The sequence below is a fragment of the Pseudomonas sp. C27(2019) genome, from assembly GCF_008807395.1.
Lineage (GTDB): Bacteria > Pseudomonadota > Gammaproteobacteria > Pseudomonadales > Pseudomonadaceae > Denitrificimonas.
This window is the reverse complement of sequence record NZ_CP043320.1, coordinates 1,245,118-1,261,354: the sequence shown is the minus strand read 5'-3', so window position 1 is coordinate 1,261,354 and position 16,237 is coordinate 1,245,118. Positions and strand designations below refer to the sequence as shown.

The window sequence follows — 16,237 nt, the reverse complement described above, 5'->3', positions numbered from 1 at the left end:
GTTTTCATCAACAGCGATAAAGCATGACACAGTCTTTATGCTATAGAGAAACCCTACTTAATAAGTGGACGAAATCTAAAAAAGCAGATGTTAAAGTTTTAAAGAAACAGTTGTTACTCAAGTATTTTACAATAATAACAACGCCATATTTCTTATTAGGGCGCTCAAGTCAATCCGACAAATGAATCCTTGCCGTTAACGATCCAGTTAAGCAAGGTGGTTGCTTACTGTGCCTGCTTTATACGAGCTTTAACATGTTAACGAGCACAATTTCACGCCATCGACTCTGGATACGCCTAGCTTTAACTTGGTTAGCGTTTTTAGTGCTTTTACTAGTGTACTGGCTGCGCCTAGATGCCTCTCATCACAATCAGCTTGTTGAAGCAGAAAAGCACGCTCAACTGCGTGCCGGTCAAACAGCTCACGCTTTAAGTATGCAAGTGCGCGCCCAACTGATGAGCATTGACTTTGTGCTTGAACATTTAGCCCAGCACTGGCTCGATCATGATGAGGTTGTTTTTCGCAAACTGATTGATCTTGCACAGCAGGGCATCTTTACCGAGGCGCTGGATGTCTTGATTGTGGCTGACACCGATGGTCATGTGCTATTTGAAAGCAATGCACAGCAGGATCAGGATCCATCACTGCGAAGATTATCTATTGCTGACCGTGACTATTTTAAAAAGCTTGCACAGCCAGGTGCGCACAATTTTTTGATCAGTCGGCCAGAGCGTAACACTCTCACTCAGCGCTGGACCGTGCAATTTAGCTATAAAATTGTTAAAAACAATACGTTTCTTGGGGTTATTGTTGCTTCTGTAGCTTCAGAGCATCTTGCTGAGGCTTTTAAGCTTGTCTACTCCGAGCAGAATGATGTTGTATTGCTTGCTTTAGATGACGGTCAATACCTTGCTCGTACTCATGGGCTCGATGAAACTCTAGGTGAAAAAACACCGGCGGAGCGCGAGTTTACTCAACAGCCAGATAAACATAAAGGTCATTATAATTTAGCATCCCCCATTGATGGTGTGGAACGCATTTATGCTTGGCATCGCATACCCGGCTTTCCAGTCGTCTTAAGTTTGGGCCTATCTAAAGAAAAAGTTCTAACGCCAGTATTATTGGCAATTAAGCACAGCAGAACACAAAACTTTATCGCTACCGTCTTATTAATCCTTGCTGCATTATGGATTAGCAACTTGGTTTTTACTAAAGCGAAGCAAAATAGATCCTTACTGCAAAGCAAAGAGCGCTTAGCTACGCTACTTGACCGTGTTCCAGCTGCAGTTTTATTGGAAAATGAAAGCAATGTGATTGTCTCAGTCAACGAGCAACTTTGCTCGTTGTTTAATCTTGATGTTAAGCCGCAGAGCCTGATCGGCTTAAGGCATGAGCAACTGCTGGAAATGCTTAACCAAGAGCAAGCTGCTTGGTTACAGCTACCATCGAGCACCCTGAAGCAAAAGCAAACAACTGAAGAAGTGGACGACGAAGTGACAGGGCGCTCTTACCGAATTGATTGGGTGCCGATTCAGCGCGGTCAACGCTATTTAGGCCACGTATGGTTTATTCATGATGTCAGTTTGCACAAACAAAAAAAACAAGAGTTGATGATCTTAGCAACCATCGATGCATTAACTGGCTTGCACAATCGACGAAGCTTTTTGGAAATTCTTCAGCAGCAACTGTTGCTCACTCGACAACACACGCCAGGAGCGCTGCTGCTACTCGATATTGATCATTTTAAAAGGGTCAACGATACATACGGCCACCTTGCAGGCGACTTAGTCATACAAAACATCACCCAGGCTATTCGTGACACCCTGCGCAAAGATGACTTTAGTGGACGCATAGGCGGCGAAGAGTTTGCAGTATTGCTGCCCAAAGTAACCGTACAACACGCTATAGAACTGGCTGAGCGTCTTCGCAAAAACATCGCTGCAACACCAACGACTCTGCCGACAAAAACCATCTACGTGACGGTCAGCATTGGTATAGCTTCGCTTTACCAGCAAGATATAAGCGGTGTACAAAACCAAGCTGACCAAGCGCTCTATCGAGCCAAAAACGCAGGGCGTAACCGCGTCTGTTGTATCGAGCATACGGCTACGGATGCAGTTGATGCATTACTCGAATAAACACGTTAAGCCGCAAGCTTGCTGATACAAAAAAGATATTGCTGGATTTAATCAATAAACAGGCTCGCTTAGCCATCGGTCATTATTAGAATATTAATCTTGGCACAGTCATGGCACAGAAAACGGCACAATCACCGCGGCCGCCGCAAAAGCTCTAAAACTCACGCCTGCCCAGCAATCTAGCGGCAAACCATTGATTTTGCGAAGGTTAAGCTCTCGGTAGGTTTTCTGCAGGCGAAAAAAAACGACTCAAGCGAGTCGTTTCTTATCAAAAATGGCGGAGGAGGTGAGATTCGAACTCACGGATAGTCGCCCATCGACGGTTTTCAAGACCGTTGCCTTCAACCACTCGGCCACTCCTCCCTTTCAACGCGGCTCATAATAGCGGAATATTTTTTCCTGTCAAACGATTTTAAGCAAATGTCTGGAAATTATTGTTATGATGGCGCGCAGCATACTTTTATTAGGAGTTTAACCATGCGTGAACCACAGAATTACTCGTACGAGCAATCCACTGCCATAAGGTCAGAAAGCAGTGCCATTTTACGCAACACCTATGGACTGCTTGCACTGACATTAGCGTTCAGTGGTTTGGTTGCCTATATCTCACAGCAAATGAATATGCCGCACCCCGGCATCATGCTGACGTTAGTCGGTTTCTACGGTTTATTTTTTCTAACCATGAGACTGCGTAATTCCGGCTGGGGCTTGCTTACCACATTCGCGCTAACAGGCTTCATGGGTTACACCCTTGGTCCTATCTTAAATATGTACATGGGCATGCCCAATGGCGCCAGTGTTATCAGCTCAGCTTTCGCAATGACCGCATTCGTATTTGCTGGCTTATCGGCATACGTGCTGATTACACGCAAAGATATGAGTTTTTTAAATGGTTTTATCACTGTCGGTTTTTTTGTATTGCTGGCAGCAATCATTGCAAGCTTTATTTTTGATATCTCAGGCTTACAGCTGGCCATTAGTGCAGGTTTTGTGCTGTTTTCTTCTGCTGTGATCTTGTTCCAAACCAGCGCCATTATTAATGGCGGTGAGCGCAACTACATCATGGCGACAATCAGCCTATATGTATCAATCTACAACTTGTTCTTAAGCTTACTGCACATCTTAGGTGTTGCTAGCAACGACTAGTTGCCTATAGCTTCATGTTCAGGCAAAGGCTCTATTGGCTTATAATAGAGCCTTTTTTATAGTCTCAATTGTGCTTTTTACTTATTGATGACGATATCTAACAGCATGTTAAGCATGCACAGCGATTACACAAGGATTGGCCATGATTAAAAAATGCTTATTTCCTGCTGCGGGTTACGGCACACGTTTTTTACCTGCCACAAAAGCCATGCCTAAAGAAATGCTCCCCATCGTTAATAAACCACTGATCCAGTATGGTGTAGAGGAAGCACTAGAAGCAGGTCTTAAAGAGATTGCCATTGTTACTGGCCGCAACAAGCGCGCTATCGAAGATCATTTTGATATCAGCTATGAAATGGAGCAGCAGATTCTAGGTACTGACAAAGAAGAGTATCTAAAGGGCGTGCGCAATCTAATTGATGGCTGCACATTTTCCTATACCCGACAAATTCAAATGAAAGGGCTAGGGCATGCCATACTGACAGGGCGCACACTGATTGGTGATGAAGCCTTTGCTGTGGTGCTGGCCGATGACCTGTGCATTAATACTGAAGGCGATGGCGTCTTGCAGCAGATGATTAAACTGTACAAGCAGTTCCGTTGCTCGATTGTCGCGATCCAAGAAGTGCCGATGGAAGACACCGCTAAATATGGTGTCATTGCCGGTGAGATGATCCGCGAAGATATTTACCGTGTGCACTCCATGGTTGAAAAGCCTAAACCTGAAGATGCGCCATCTAACCTTGCCATTATTGGTCGCTATATTTTAACACCCGATATTTTTGATTTAATCGCGCAAACTGAACCTGGCAAGGGCGGTGAAATTCAAATTACCGATGCTTTGATGAAGCAAGCACAAGATGGCTGCGTTCTCGCTTATAAATTTAAAGGCCAGCGTTTTGATTGTGGTAGTGTTGAAGGTTACATTGAAGCCACCAATTTCTGTTACGAAAACCTGTATAACAAGGGTCAATAGTTTTTGGCTCAATATCATAACCACCTGAACTGGAGAATAGTGTATGTCCTATGATTTTGATTTGTTTGTCATTGGTGCAGGTTCAGGTGGTGTACGCGCCGCCCGTTCCGCCGCATCCTATGGTGCAAAAGTTGCTGTTGCCGAAAGCCGTTATTTGGGCGGCACCTGTGTCAACGTCGGTTGTGTGCCGAAAAAGCTGATGGTGTATGCCGCGCATTACCACGATGAATTTAAACTCAGCCGCAGCTTTGGCTGGGATGTTGAAGCTAAGGGTTTCGACTGGACCACCTTAATTAACAACAAAAACACTGAAATTGAACGCCTCAACGGTATCTATGAAAAGTTACTGGTGAACAGCGGTGTCAACTTGCTTAATGGCCATGCCAAACTGGTTGATGCACATACCGTGGACGTAGAGGGCACGCAGTACACAGCCGAGCATATCCTTATTGCAGTCGGCGGCTGGCCACAGATTCCAGATATCCCAGGCCGTGAGCACGCCACAGACTCCAACCAAGTTTTCTTCCTAAAAGAACAACCCAAGCGCGTGCTGGTAATTGGTGGTGGCTATATTGCTGTTGAGTTTGCTTCAGTATTTGAAGGATTAGGTTCAGAGACACAGTTGGCGTATCGCGGTGATTTGTTTTTACGCGGTTTTGACCAAGATGTGCGTGAACACTTGCATCAAGAGCTGTTGAAAACAGATATGACACTGCGCTTTAATTGTGACGTGCAACGTATTGATAAAAATGCAGATGACAGCTTACTCATCACTTTCAAAGACGGTCAAACAACTGAAGTTGATTGCATTTTCTACGCCACCGGCCGCCGCCCAATGCTGGATAATCTCGGCCTAGAAAACGTCAATGTTAAGCTAGACGAGCGAGGTAATATCGCTGTTGATGAACTGTATCAAACCTCAGAAAGCAGCATTTTAGCCATTGGTGATGTCACCGGCGGTATGCAATTGACGCCAGTGGCCTTAGCTGAAGGCATGGCGGTAGCGCGACGCTTATTCCGCAAAGAAGAGTACCGCCCAGTCGATTACAATTTAATTCCAACCGCGGTGTTCAGCCTGCCAAATATTGCCACTGTCGGTATAAGCGAAGAGCAGGCAAGGGCAGATGGCTTTGCTGTGCAGATTTTTAAAACCAGCTTTAGACCTATGAAACTCAGCCTGTCAGATCAACAAGAACGCATCTTTATGAAGCTGATTGTCGATGAGGCCACAGACCGTGTGTTGGGTTGTCATATGGTTGGGCCTGATTCAGGGGAGTTGATGCAGGGCATTGCTGTGGCGTTGAAAGCAGGCGCTACTAAGCAAGTGTTTGATGACACCATTGGCATCCACCCAACAGCTGCTGAAGAATTTGTCACCATGCGCACACCCAGTGCGTAAGCAGGCTATTGTGTGACTGAAATAAAAACGGCGCATACTCTGCGCCGTTTTGCTGTGTGGCTCTTTAGTTAGCCTGCAATACAAGTGTTGTTAATGAGCACTGTGGTCCATTTCATGCTGTTCAACAGATGTGCCAGCATCGCTGCTTTTAATATTTACGGTGATATCCATTTGTCCTGCATGTTCAAACTGCAGGGTCAGCGGCAGCGTTTCACCAGCAATCAAAGGCTTTTTCAAATCAATGAGCATGACATGGTAACCACCGGGCTCAAGGGTGAGCTGACCGTGCGCGGGGACATCAATCGTATCGACCTTAACCATGCGCATCACATCACCTTCATGAATGTGTGCATGCAGCTCAGTGACGTGCGCAATTGAGCTCTCTGCGCTGATAAGTCTATCGGCCAGGTCGCTGTGGTTTTCAATATGCATAAACGCAGCGCCAACTGGAGCAGTAGGAGGCAACTCTCGTGACCACGCAGTGACCACCTTAATGCCAGCTTGTTGTGTTTCTACGCTCTGTGTAACAGGTTGGTGCTCGCTCTCAGCATAAACAGGTAATGCCGCAGTCATGGTCAATGCAAAAAAACTGGCAGTAAGGGCAGCAAATCGCATAGCAGGTGATCCTTTTTGAGGTTATTGATATTTATCTAGATTCGCAAATTTAACACGCAGGACAACACTGGGGGATGTGACAATACGCTGCAGTCTGATCGTCGTGGCGGTTATTTCATATAGTCAATTTAACATAATATTGATTATGGCATTTATGGACATACACCCAAGGATCAATCTTTAGCGTCTACTGACTGCGATTCTTCTATGCCGCCCGCATCGATTGATGACTGCTGATCAAGTGCAGGATCAGAAAAATCCGTGATGAGGCCTTGCTCCATATTATTAAGCTCAGCCAGTAATGAGCTGAAGCTCACCTGTTTATCATTGTCAGTGTCTTCAGCGTCTATAGGTATTGACTCAATACTGGCCTGTGCTGCGACTGGCTGTGCAGGCGCTGTTAGTTCGTCTATCGAGGGTGGCAACTCTTTCAGTTCACTGAGACTTGGCAATTGATCCAAGCCACGCAAGTTGAAGTAATCTAAAAACGTTTTGGTGGTGGCTAGCATCGCTGGTTTACCCGGTACGTCTTTATAGCCAACGACACGCACCCATTCACGCTCAAGTAAGGTTTTGATAATGTGCGAACTGACTGCAACGCCACGTACATCTTCAATCTCACCCCGTGTAATGGGCTGACGATATGCAATTAAAGCCAAGGTTTCTAACATAGCGCGCGAATAACGTTGTGGCCGTTCTTCCCATAAACGCCCAACCCATGATGAATACTCTGTACGCACTTGCAAGCGAAAACCGGATGCCACTTCATTTAATTGATAAGCACGTCCTTGCAGCGAGCTGGATAAACAAGCCAAAGCATCTTTTATTTGCTGCTGACTGGGCTGCGCATCGTCATCAAATAGCTCCGCAATACGCTCTAGGTTTAACGGCTTGCCAGCAGCTAATAGCACGGCTTCAAGCACTTTGGAAAAATGCTCAGCATCAGTAAAATCAAGTGTATTCATGCGTTCTCGCTCGCACATGGATCTCGCTGTAGGGCTCATTTTGCACCAGTTCAATCAGAGACTCTTTAACCAGTTCTAAAATAGCCATAAAGGTAACAACCACACCCAAACGCCCTTCTTCTAAGGTGAACAAACGCGCAAAAGGTACAAAAGCACCGTCGCGTAAGGCTTCTAAAACCATACTCATGCGTTCACGGGTTGATAGCGTTTCACGACTGATTTGGTGGCTTTCAAACATATCGGCACGGCGCAATACCGCAGACATCGCCAGCAAGACCTCCTCTAATGCCACATCAGGCATCAATCGACGCGCTCGCGCATCAGGCGCAACAGCTTGCGCGGCAAATACATCACGGCCCATTCGCGGTATCTCATCGAGATCCTCGGCCACTGCTTTAAAACGCTCATACTCTTGCAGTCGACGAATTAACTCAGCGCGCGGGTCATCTTCATCATCAGCGCTACTGTGTTTAGAGCGCGGTAGCAGCATGCGTGACTTGATTTCCGCCAACATGGCCGCCATCACCAAATACTCAGCAGCCAGCTCTAGGCGCACGGCTTTCATCAGCTCAACATAAGCCATGTATTGCTGAGTAATTTGCGCAACTTGAATATCAAGAATATCGATATTTTCCTTGCGTATCAGATACAGCAACAAATCCAGAGGCCCTTCAAAGGCCTCCAAAATCACCTCAAGCGCATCCGGTGGAATGTATAAATCTACCGGTAATGTGCTGAGTGCTTCGCCATAAATCAAGGCGAGCGGCAGTTGCTCTACGCCCTGCTCTGGCTGATCTGTTGCTATTGACGGGTTCATGCTGTATGTGCGTTAGACAGTACGAAAGGGTTCAGGATCGCCACAACCTTCACGCAGGATGACTGGCTCTTCATCAACAAAGCTGACTACAGTAGAGGCTTCAATGCCGCCGTAGCCACCGTCAATGATTAAATCAACCTGATGCTCAAGCAACTCTCTGATTTCATAGGGATCACTGAGCGGCTCATCAGCATCCGGCATGATCAAGGTAACGCTCATCAAGGGCTCACCCAGTTCGGCAAGTAGCGCCTGAGTAATCGGATGAGCAGGCACACGCAAGCCAATGGTGCGCCGCTTAGGGTGCATTAACATGCGCGGGACTTCTCGAGTTGCGTTGAGGATGTAAGTGTAAGGCCCTGGTGTATAAGCTTTTAATAATCGAAATGCACCGGTATTGACCTTAGCAAAAACACCCAATTCAGAGAGGTCGCGACACATCAAGGTGAAGTTGTGTTTGTCATCTAAAAGGCGAATACGGCGAATACGGTCAAGCGCACTTTTATCACCTAAGCGACAACCCAGTGCGTAGGATGAATCGGTCGGGTAAATAATTACACCACCTTTGCGAATCACCTCCACCGCTTGTTTAACTAAACGGTCTTGCGGGTTTTCCGCATGTATTTGGAAGAATTTCATTGCCATGTCCTCATGGTTAAAAGTTACATCGATCCCTGTGACTGCACAAACAAAGGGGTTAAGTCCTGCGCAATAGGACGGTAACGTCCGATTTCAGTCCACTCTTGCGGAGAATGAAAGTCACTGCCAGAGGTTACTTTCAAGCCAAATTCGCGAGCTAAAATGGACAATGTACCCACCTGCTCCGCGGGCTGCATACCATTGACCACTTCAAGTGCATGGCCCCCAGCATTGACAAAATCTTGCACTAAACGGCGCCGTTTAGTTCTGGTAAATTTATAATGATACAGATGTGCCAAGCTGCTTAAGGCTTGCGCTCGATTGAGTGTTGCCATAGTTTCGTCGAAAGAAGGCCAGTGTTGCTTTACGTCACCGATCTTGCCTGCCCCCAGCCATTTACGAAAAGCCTCAGCATAATCACGTACATGGCCTGCTTGTACTAAGAACTGGGCAAAGTGTGGTCGCGCCGGAGCATTAGAGCTGTCGCCCAAAGTCGCCTGCACAGCTTGTGCGCCTTCTAATGCGCCGACGATGCCTTTGGCGGCTAAACGCCTAGCGATCTCTTCAGCGCGCAACCAGCGTCCCGTGTGCAGAGTGCTGGTCACCTCTAAAATGACAGGGTCATCTAAAGCAAAATCATAACCGAGTATATGTATGGTCGCGCCCCCCCAAACACAGGACAGTTCAATACCATTGATTAACTCAATGCCCAATTCATCAGCAGTCCGCTGTGCTTCAGGTATGCCTTCAATAGTATCATGATCAGTTAATGCGAGTATTTTCACGCCGTGTTCATGCGCACGGGTGACCAACTCGCGTGGTGTTAGGACACCATCGGAGGCTGTACTGTGACAATGTAGGTCTATATCCATGTTCAATGCTTACGCTGGCGGCTGTGTTTGCTATTATGCCGTTTCCTTTCTGTTATGGCGCGTACTGTGAAACAATTCATCGATTTTATCCCTCTTATCTTGTTCTTTATTGTCTTTAAGCTGGAGCCGCGTGATGTGGAGCTGGCTGGACAGGTCTTTTCTGTTGGAGGCATTTTCAGCGCTACCGCAGTGCTGATTCTCAGCTCAGTGGCAGTCTATGGTTCTTTATTTGCTGCACAACGCCGCCTAGAAAAAGGTCAATGGCTCACTTTGCTCGGTTGTTTGTTCTTTGGGGGGTTAACCCTTGCTTTCCATAGTGAAACTTTTTTGAAGTGGAAAGCACCCGTGGTGAACTGGCTGTTTGCCTTAGGCTTTGCTGGCAGTCACTTTATTGGTAAGCAGCCTCTAATTAAGCGCGTGATGGGGCATGCAATTAGCCTACCCGACCCTATTTGGACAAAACTCAATATCGCATGGGTGATCTTTTTTATCGTTGCCGGAGGCGCTAATTTATTTGTTGCCTTTACCTTCCACGACATCTGGGTAGACTTCAAGGTATTCGGCAGCTTAAGCATGACGATACTTTTTTTAATCGGCCAAGGCGTATTTTTAGCACGCCACATGCAAGACACGCCGACCACTACGAACAAGGATTGAATGCATGCTCTACGCCATTATTGCAACAGATACCCCCGGTAGTTTGGCCGCTCGCTTAGCGGCCCGCCCAGACCACTTAGCACGCTTAGAGGCTTTGCAACACGCCGGACGCCTTGTGCTCGCAGGCCCACACCCAGCGGTGGACAGCATTGACCCCGGTAATGCCGGTTTTAGTGGTAGCTTAGTGGTGGCAGAATTTAATTCATTACAAGCCGCACAAGACTGGGCCGCAGCTGATCCGTATTGTGCTGCAGGTGTCTATGCCCAAGTACAGGTTAAGCCATTTAAACAAGTGTTTCCAACCCAGTAGAGTTATGCAAATTGGCTGGAGCCTCTAAACGACAATGAGCACTATATTACTAGTAGATGATGATCAAGAACTGTGTGAACTGCTCACTCATTGGCTTAGACAAGAAGGTTTTTCTGTACACGCTTGCTTTGATACACACAGCGCACGCGAATTTTTAGCAAACAACCCAGAGCCTGATGCTGTCATTCTTGATGTGATGCTGCCTGATGGCAACGGTCTGCAATTATTAAGCAAAGTGCGCACTGAGCATCCGCAATTACCTGTTTTAATGCTGTCTGCGCGCGGTGAGCCAACGGACCGTATCATTGGCTTAGAATTAGGTGCAGATGATTACTTAGCCAAACCCTGTGATCCTCGAGAGTTAACAGCGCGGCTGCGTGCCGTGTTACGCCGCAGTGTCAATGCCCCAGCGACACCTAGCACCATTATTGTTGGTGATTTACAGTACAGCCCAGCACGCGGAACAGCCAGCATTGCGGAGCAAGATGACATCGACTTGACTGTATCCGAAGGCCGCATTCTAGAAGCGCTACTGGCCGCACCTGGAGAGCCTATTGATAAGCAGCAGCTGGCACAGTTAGCGCTGGATCGCAAGTTAACCCTGTATGATCGCAGTCTGGATATGCATGTCAGTAATCTACGCCGCAAGCTTGGTGCGCATACTGATAATCGGCCTCGTATTATTGCCTTGCGTGGTCGCGGCTATTATTACAGCGTATAGCAAGTGCTGAATAATTACCTGCGTTGTCAGGGCTAGGCAACATTACTCAGCACTTCCTATAGCATTTACTCTTTCTTTACTTTGACTTGACTGCAGTTGACAGTTGTTTGGGCATACTAGAGTCATGCCGCAATTGGCTGATAAATGATTAAAGGTAAAGGAGAACAACCATGCGTATTAAAATAACTGCACTTGCACTCAGCGCATTACTTCCATTAAGCGTCTGGGCAATGCCTGGTGAAGGCCAAGGCCAGCAGGCTCAAAACCAAAAAACCCAACAAAGCCAGAAAAAACAGCAGGCGGGCCAGCAGCAATCAAAAATGCAAATGCGCCAAGAGATGATGCAGAAACGCCAAAGTGCTTGGTTTGATCGCCTAGAGCTCAATACAGAGCAGCGCCAAGCGTTTCAAAAAGAAATGCAGGAGCACTTTCAACAACAACAAAAATCGCGAACAGCGCACCATGATAAGCTTCGTGCGTTATTGACGGATGAGCAGCGCGTGATTTTTGATAAAGATACCGAAAAGATGCAACAGAGAATGCTCAACTATATGCAAAAAACAGATAAGTCGCCTCGTTCAGGCGAAAAGAAACGTGACCAGCGCCCTAGCTACTAACAGCGCGCACTAACACCTCTCTTTCCACGGTGGCTCAAACTCGGTTTGAGCCACTTTTAACAAAAGGTAGCCATAACAATGCGTTCATTATTCTGGAGGATACTTGGCGCTTTCTGGTTATCATTAGTGTTGATGGGCGCACTCACCTATTTGCTCGTGCGCATGTTCAATCAAGATGCTTGGATTTTAAACCACCACCCAGGTTTAAAAGATTTTTCCGCAACTTGGCTCAGCTTATATGAATCCGGCGAAACTGAGGCCGCCCTCTACTATTTACAGCAGCAAAAACGGCGTTACCGCATCGAGACACAAATTCTTGATGAAAACAGCCTCTCATTAGGCAGAGAACAGTCGTTACGCTCATTGGAGTGGGAAGCTAAGCGGGGTATGCGGCATTTACCTTGGCGTCGTATTACTCAGGAAGTGACCGACAGTAGCGGTAAAAGTTACTTGTTTGTGTACCGCATTGCCCACAGTGAGCTGGATGGCTGGCAACACAACAATGGCTTGCAGCCGCCAGTGATCGCGCTTGCTATTGCACTGATAGTGCTAACAGTGATGAGTTTACTATTGACCTTATCCATTACCCGCCCATTAAGCCGATTGCGTGATGCTGTGCATGATTTAGGGCAGAACACCTATCAGAAAGAACATCTGAGCCAACTTGCCACGCGACGCGATGAGCTGGGTATTTTAGCAGCTGACTTCAACCATATGGGGCAGCGCTTGCAAGACTTAATTAAAAGCCAGCGTCAACTATTGCGTGATGTATCCCATGAGCTGCGCTCCCCTCTTGCCCGATTACAAGTGGCTTTAGCCTTAGCTGAGCGCGCCAACGAAGAAGAGCGCCAACGCTTATGGCCGCGCCTGCAATTGGAGTGTGAACGGCTCGACACGCTGATCAATGAAATTCTTACTTTGGCACGAATGGACCAAGTACAAGCACCCAAGCAAAGCATCGTATTAAATGAGCTGCTCTGTAAGCTTCGTGATGATGCAGCGCTATTAGCGCCACAGCAGCAGATAGAAATCAGTGCTAATCAATCGTTACTCTACAGCGGCTGGCCTGATGTATTACAGCGCGCCTTGGATAATTTGCTGCGCAATGCTCTGCGTTTTAACCCAGCACCACAACCGATCGAGATTACAGTCAGTCAGTGGGTAGACTATATTTCGATCAGCATCCGTGATCATGGGCCCGGCGTCAGTGATGAATGGCTTAGTCAGCTCGGCGATAGTTTTTTCCGTGTACCGGGGCAAGCACAGCAAGGTTACGGTCTTGGTTTAGCCATTGCAAAACGTGCTATAGAACAGCACGATGGGCAATTAAAATTCAGCAACCACCCTGACGGTGGCTTTGTTGCCACTGTCGAACTGCCAGTCTGATACTAGCTGGGCGTTTTTTCAGGCCAACTGCGCACAAAGTCTGCCGGATCAAGTAGCGGAGGGTTGCGTAGACTGTTGATGGGGGTGCCTAAATAGATATAAGCAATGATTTGCTCGTTATCTTGCAAGCCTAAACCTGTGTTCACCATGTCAAGCTCAGCCATTGCACCAGTGCGCCAAACCGCGCCAACACCCAGTGCATGCGCGGCCAACAAAACCCCATGTGCCGCGCAGCCAGCTGCTAGCAGCTGCTCATGAGCTGGCACTTTTGGATCCTTGCTAACTGAGGCAATAACCACCAGCAGCATAGGCGCACGCATGGGTAAATTGCGGGTTTTTTCTATCTGTTCAAAGCTGGCATTGGGCTCAGTGCTAAGTACTGCTTGCACGAACAATTCGCCCAGCTGCTTACGATTGTCACCGGCAATGGTTAAAAATCGCCAAGGCCGCAATTGCCCATGATCGGGCGCACGCAGAGCAGCACGAAGCATGATTTCAAGCTGCTCTGCAGTTGGTGCAGGCTCTTGTAAGCGTGGCACTGAGACACGCTTTAATAACAGCTCGATGGCATCCATGGTGTTTCTCCTTGGTTATTTAGACTCAAAAACACATCGTAATGATTCTTAATGATCACAGAGACATGGTAAACAATTCACCAACTATAACCAACCTTTTTAGTAGGTTATAGCGTAGAAATGCTTCATTGCGAGCCAATACCATGCATACAGATTAAGCAACTTGATCAGGACTAACGCAGCGCTCAAGAGGTGTCAAACCATGTGCTGCACGCGCAGCATCACAATCTGGGTTGTGCTCTCCAAGCGCCCAAGAGGCATGAAAACCCCGACAGATTGAAGAACGGTTGTCATACATGGTACAGCGTACATCCTCACCGACATCGCCCATCAATGCTGTACAGCGTACGGGTTTGTGTTCAGTACCACTCATTGCTACAAACGTAGAATTAATGGCAACAACAGCGCTATCAGGCACCGTGCCACCAGCCGATTGGCATTCACCCCAAAAAAAAGACACCCGAAAATAAGCACAGCATGCGCCACAGGTTAAACATGGATTGTTATCTGACATGATCGCTACTAACCGTAAAAAGCCACCCAAGTCGGTTTGCAATAGTTTAACCTAGCCTGAAAAAACAGGGTACTATCGTGCAAATATTTCAATTATTGTAGCGCCGTATAATAAGAAAAAGATGTAGTGGCAAAGTGTCACTTTACCATCCAGCTGTGGGCTTTTATTATTGTCGTATATATAAATACTAAAACATATCAAGATAAACAGCTCTAAGGACAAACTCAGTCAATGAAGGCTAAAACTGCAAAAGACACTATTGCTGCGAGCGCATCGCTTCAAGGTTTTTATCTGCGCGTGCTCGCTTATATGTTTATTGCAGCACTTGTTATGACTGGCGCTTACACGGGGTTTATTTCATACAACCTTTTATGGTTGGTGCCCTACTCGCTCCTGTACCCGCACATATCCAACTTAATTACAGAGAAGTTTAAAGGCCTCTATCCGCGACTGACCCATGGTAGTCAGCTGGCACTTGATGCGCTGCACGCAGGGGTTGTTTTTGCGCTTATTGGCTTTGCAATCATACCAATCCTTATGGGCTTAATGATTATCGGCTTTAGCACCCTTATCGTAGGTGGTCCGCGTTTAATGCTGGCGATGCTTGCAGCAACATTATCAATTACTGGCGTAGCATGGTTAATATTGCAACCGGCTATCGCGCTAGAAGCACCGCTTTCAGTGTGTGTAACAAGTGTTTTTCTTGCCTCTATATATATTTGTACTACCGCCTACTTTGTACACCTGCAAGGGCTGCAGTTAGTCAAAGCCCGACTTGAGATTAAGCGAGAGCAAGAAAAAACTGCACGCTTAGCGCAAAATCTAGCTAAATATTTATCACCACAAGTATGGCAGTCAATATTCAGCGGCAAACGTACAGTCAAACTAGAAACACAGCGCAAAAAACTCACGGTATTCTTTTCTGATATCAAAGGTTTCACTGAGCTCTCAGAAGAATTGGAAGCTGAAGCATTAACTGACGTATTGAATACTTACCTAAACGAAATGTCGAAAATCGCCTTAAAATATGGCGGCACCATTGATAAGTTTATTGGTGACAGTGTCATGGTATTTTTTGGCGATACCAACACTCAAGGCGCAAAGAAAGATGCGGTAGCTGCGGTCTCAATGGCAATTGCTATGCGTAAACATATGAAGCTGTTACGTCGCCACTGGCGCGCACAAGGTATTGATAAGCCTCTAGAAATACGCATGGGGATTAATACTGGGTACTGTACGGTTGGTAACTTTGGTGCAGACACCCGCATGGATTACACAATTATTGGCCGCGAGGTCAACCTTGCCAGCCGCTTAGAAAGCGCGGCGGAGTCTGGTGAGATATTGATGTCGAATGAGACCTATTCTCTGACTAAAGATGTCATCATGGCCCGTGATAAAGGCCAAATTAATGTCAAAGGTTTTTCCAGGCCTGTACAGATTTTCCAAGTGGTCGATTTCCGGCGAGATCTTGGTGCGAGTAGCAGCTATGTTGAGCACGAACTGCCTGGATTTTCCATGTACCTCGACACGAATAGCATCCAAAACTATGATAAAGAACATGTTATTGCTGCCCTGAAAGAGGCTGCGGAGCGACTGCGCGATAAAATAATTATGTAAACAGCCGCAGCACATCATGTTCATCGAATGGCCAGCGTATCTCTTGGCCAGTATCAACTCGGCGCAAAACTGGGATCGTCAACGCATAGCGTTGCAGCCATTCTTCTGAGTCAACAATATCTAGCAACTCAACCACTAATCCTTGCGCCACAAATGGCTGCAACACCGCCTCAGCCTCTTCACACAAGTGGCAGCCTAGGGTACCAAAGAGCTCGCAGTGCGCTGTCATATGCATCACTCCTTAAGCAAATCATGCGGTTATTGTAGTTAAACATG

18 protein-coding genes and 1 tRNA gene are annotated in these 16,237 nt (G+C 46.9%); 10 read left to right on the top strand and 9 right to left on the bottom strand.

Annotated elements, in window-relative coordinates; translation table 11 throughout:
* Positions 1-254 precede the first annotated feature (254 nt).
* Positions 255-2,138 (top strand): sensor domain-containing diguanylate cyclase, encoded by a 1,884-nt coding sequence (locus FXF61_RS05770; RefSeq protein ID WP_151184371.1) that lies wholly within the window; start codon positions 255-257, stop codon positions 2,136-2,138.
* Positions 2,139-2,413: 275 nt separating this feature from the next.
* Here FXF61_RS05770 and FXF61_RS05765 read toward each other — a convergent pair.
* Positions 2,414-2,501: transfer RNA gene (locus FXF61_RS05765), tRNA-Ser, on the bottom strand.
* A 114-nt stretch (positions 2,502-2,615) separates the two neighbouring features.
* On the opposite strand from FXF61_RS05765, the gene FXF61_RS05760 reads away from it, so the two are divergent.
* The 3 genes from FXF61_RS05760 to gorA all read left to right on the top strand — a co-directional run bounded on the left by FXF61_RS05760 (position 2,616) and on the right by gorA (position 5,659).
* Positions 2,616-3,284: a Bax inhibitor-1/YccA family protein gene (locus tag FXF61_RS05760; protein WP_151184370.1), complete on the top strand. Its 669-nt coding sequence runs from the start codon at positions 2,616-2,618 to the stop codon at positions 3,282-3,284.
* A 142-nt stretch (positions 3,285-3,426) separates the two neighbouring features.
* Positions 3,427-4,260: a UTP--glucose-1-phosphate uridylyltransferase GalU gene (galU, locus tag FXF61_RS05755; RefSeq protein ID WP_151184369.1), complete on the top strand. Its 834-nt coding sequence runs from the start codon at positions 3,427-3,429 to the stop codon at positions 4,258-4,260.
* Positions 4,261-4,303: 43 nt separating this feature from the next.
* Positions 4,304-5,659 (top strand): glutathione-disulfide reductase, encoded by a 1,356-nt coding sequence (gene gorA, locus FXF61_RS05750; protein ID WP_151184368.1) that lies wholly within the window; start codon positions 4,304-4,306, stop codon positions 5,657-5,659.
* 90 nt (positions 5,660-5,749) lie between these two features.
* Here gorA and FXF61_RS05745 read toward each other — a convergent pair whose 3' ends face one another.
* From FXF61_RS05745 to FXF61_RS05725, 5 genes are all read right to left on the bottom strand, one after another.
* Positions 5,750-6,274 carry a copper chaperone PCu(A)C gene (locus tag FXF61_RS05745; protein ID WP_151184367.1) on the bottom strand — a complete coding sequence of 175 codons (525 nt, stop codon included), beginning with the start codon at positions 6,272-6,274 and terminating at the stop codon, positions 5,750-5,752.
* Positions 6,275-6,447: 173 nt separating this feature from the next.
* Positions 6,448-7,239 carry an SMC-Scp complex subunit ScpB gene (gene scpB, locus FXF61_RS05740; RefSeq protein WP_151184366.1) on the bottom strand — a complete coding sequence of 264 codons (792 nt, stop codon included), beginning with the start codon at positions 7,237-7,239 and terminating at the stop codon, positions 6,448-6,450.
* On the bottom strand, positions 7,226-8,056 hold the full coding sequence (locus tag FXF61_RS05735) for a ScpA family protein (RefSeq protein ID WP_151184365.1): 831 nt from the start codon (positions 8,054-8,056) through the stop codon (positions 7,226-7,228). The genes scpB and FXF61_RS05735 overlap by 14 nt, the downstream gene beginning before the upstream one ends.
* 12 nt (positions 8,057-8,068) lie before the next feature.
* Positions 8,069-8,692: an L-threonylcarbamoyladenylate synthase gene (locus FXF61_RS05730; RefSeq protein WP_151184364.1), complete on the bottom strand. Its 624-nt coding sequence runs from the start codon at positions 8,690-8,692 to the stop codon at positions 8,069-8,071.
* Positions 8,693-8,715: 23 nt separating this feature from the next.
* On the bottom strand, positions 8,716-9,564 hold the full coding sequence (locus tag FXF61_RS05725; RefSeq protein WP_151184363.1) for a PHP domain-containing protein: 849 nt from the start codon (positions 9,562-9,564) through the stop codon (positions 8,716-8,718).
* Between the two features lie 66 nt (positions 9,565-9,630).
* On the opposite strand from FXF61_RS05725, the gene FXF61_RS05720 reads away from it, so the two are divergent.
* From FXF61_RS05720 to FXF61_RS05700, 5 genes are all read left to right on the top strand, one after another.
* Positions 9,631-10,221, top strand: coding sequence for a septation protein A (locus tag FXF61_RS05720; RefSeq protein WP_151184362.1), 591 nt, complete (start codon positions 9,631-9,633; stop codon positions 10,219-10,221).
* A 4-nt stretch (positions 10,222-10,225) separates the two neighbouring features.
* Entirely contained in the window at positions 10,226-10,531 is a 306-nt protein-coding gene (locus FXF61_RS05715) for a YciI family protein (protein ID WP_151184361.1), read from the top strand.
* 34 nt (positions 10,532-10,565) lie between these two features.
* Complete coding sequence (locus FXF61_RS05710; RefSeq protein WP_151184360.1) at positions 10,566-11,252, top strand: response regulator transcription factor; 687 nt, start codon at positions 10,566-10,568, stop codon at positions 11,250-11,252.
* A gap of 170 nt (positions 11,253-11,422) precedes the next feature.
* Entirely contained in the window at positions 11,423-11,869 is a 447-nt protein-coding gene (locus tag FXF61_RS05705; protein ID WP_151184359.1) for a hypothetical protein, read from the top strand.
* A gap of 78 nt (positions 11,870-11,947) precedes the next feature.
* Positions 11,948-13,255 carry a HAMP domain-containing sensor histidine kinase gene (locus FXF61_RS05700; RefSeq protein ID WP_151184358.1) on the top strand — a complete coding sequence of 436 codons (1,308 nt, stop codon included), beginning with the start codon at positions 11,948-11,950 and terminating at the stop codon, positions 13,253-13,255.
* Between the two features lie 2 nt (positions 13,256-13,257).
* On the opposite strand, the gene FXF61_RS05695 is transcribed toward FXF61_RS05700, so the two are convergent.
* Entirely contained in the window at positions 13,258-13,830 is a 573-nt protein-coding gene (locus tag FXF61_RS05695; protein ID WP_151184357.1) for a nitroreductase, read from the bottom strand.
* Between the two features lie 154 nt (positions 13,831-13,984).
* Positions 13,985-14,344 carry a YkgJ family cysteine cluster protein gene (locus FXF61_RS05690; protein WP_151184356.1) on the bottom strand — a complete coding sequence of 120 codons (360 nt, stop codon included), beginning with the start codon at positions 14,342-14,344 and terminating at the stop codon, positions 13,985-13,987.
* 231 nt (positions 14,345-14,575) lie between these two features.
* Here FXF61_RS05690 and FXF61_RS05685 point away from each other — a divergent pair, with 231 nt between their 5' ends.
* Positions 14,576-15,961 (top strand): adenylate/guanylate cyclase domain-containing protein, encoded by a 1,386-nt coding sequence (locus tag FXF61_RS05685; protein ID WP_151184355.1) that lies wholly within the window; start codon positions 14,576-14,578, stop codon positions 15,959-15,961.
* Here the strand turns inward: FXF61_RS05685 and FXF61_RS05680 are convergent.
* Positions 15,954-16,190, bottom strand: coding sequence for a glutaredoxin family protein (locus tag FXF61_RS05680; protein WP_151184354.1), 237 nt, complete (start codon positions 16,188-16,190; stop codon positions 15,954-15,956). The two genes, FXF61_RS05685 and FXF61_RS05680, sit on opposite strands and share 8 nt — an antisense overlap.
* Between the last annotated feature and the right edge of the window lie 47 nt (positions 16,191-16,237).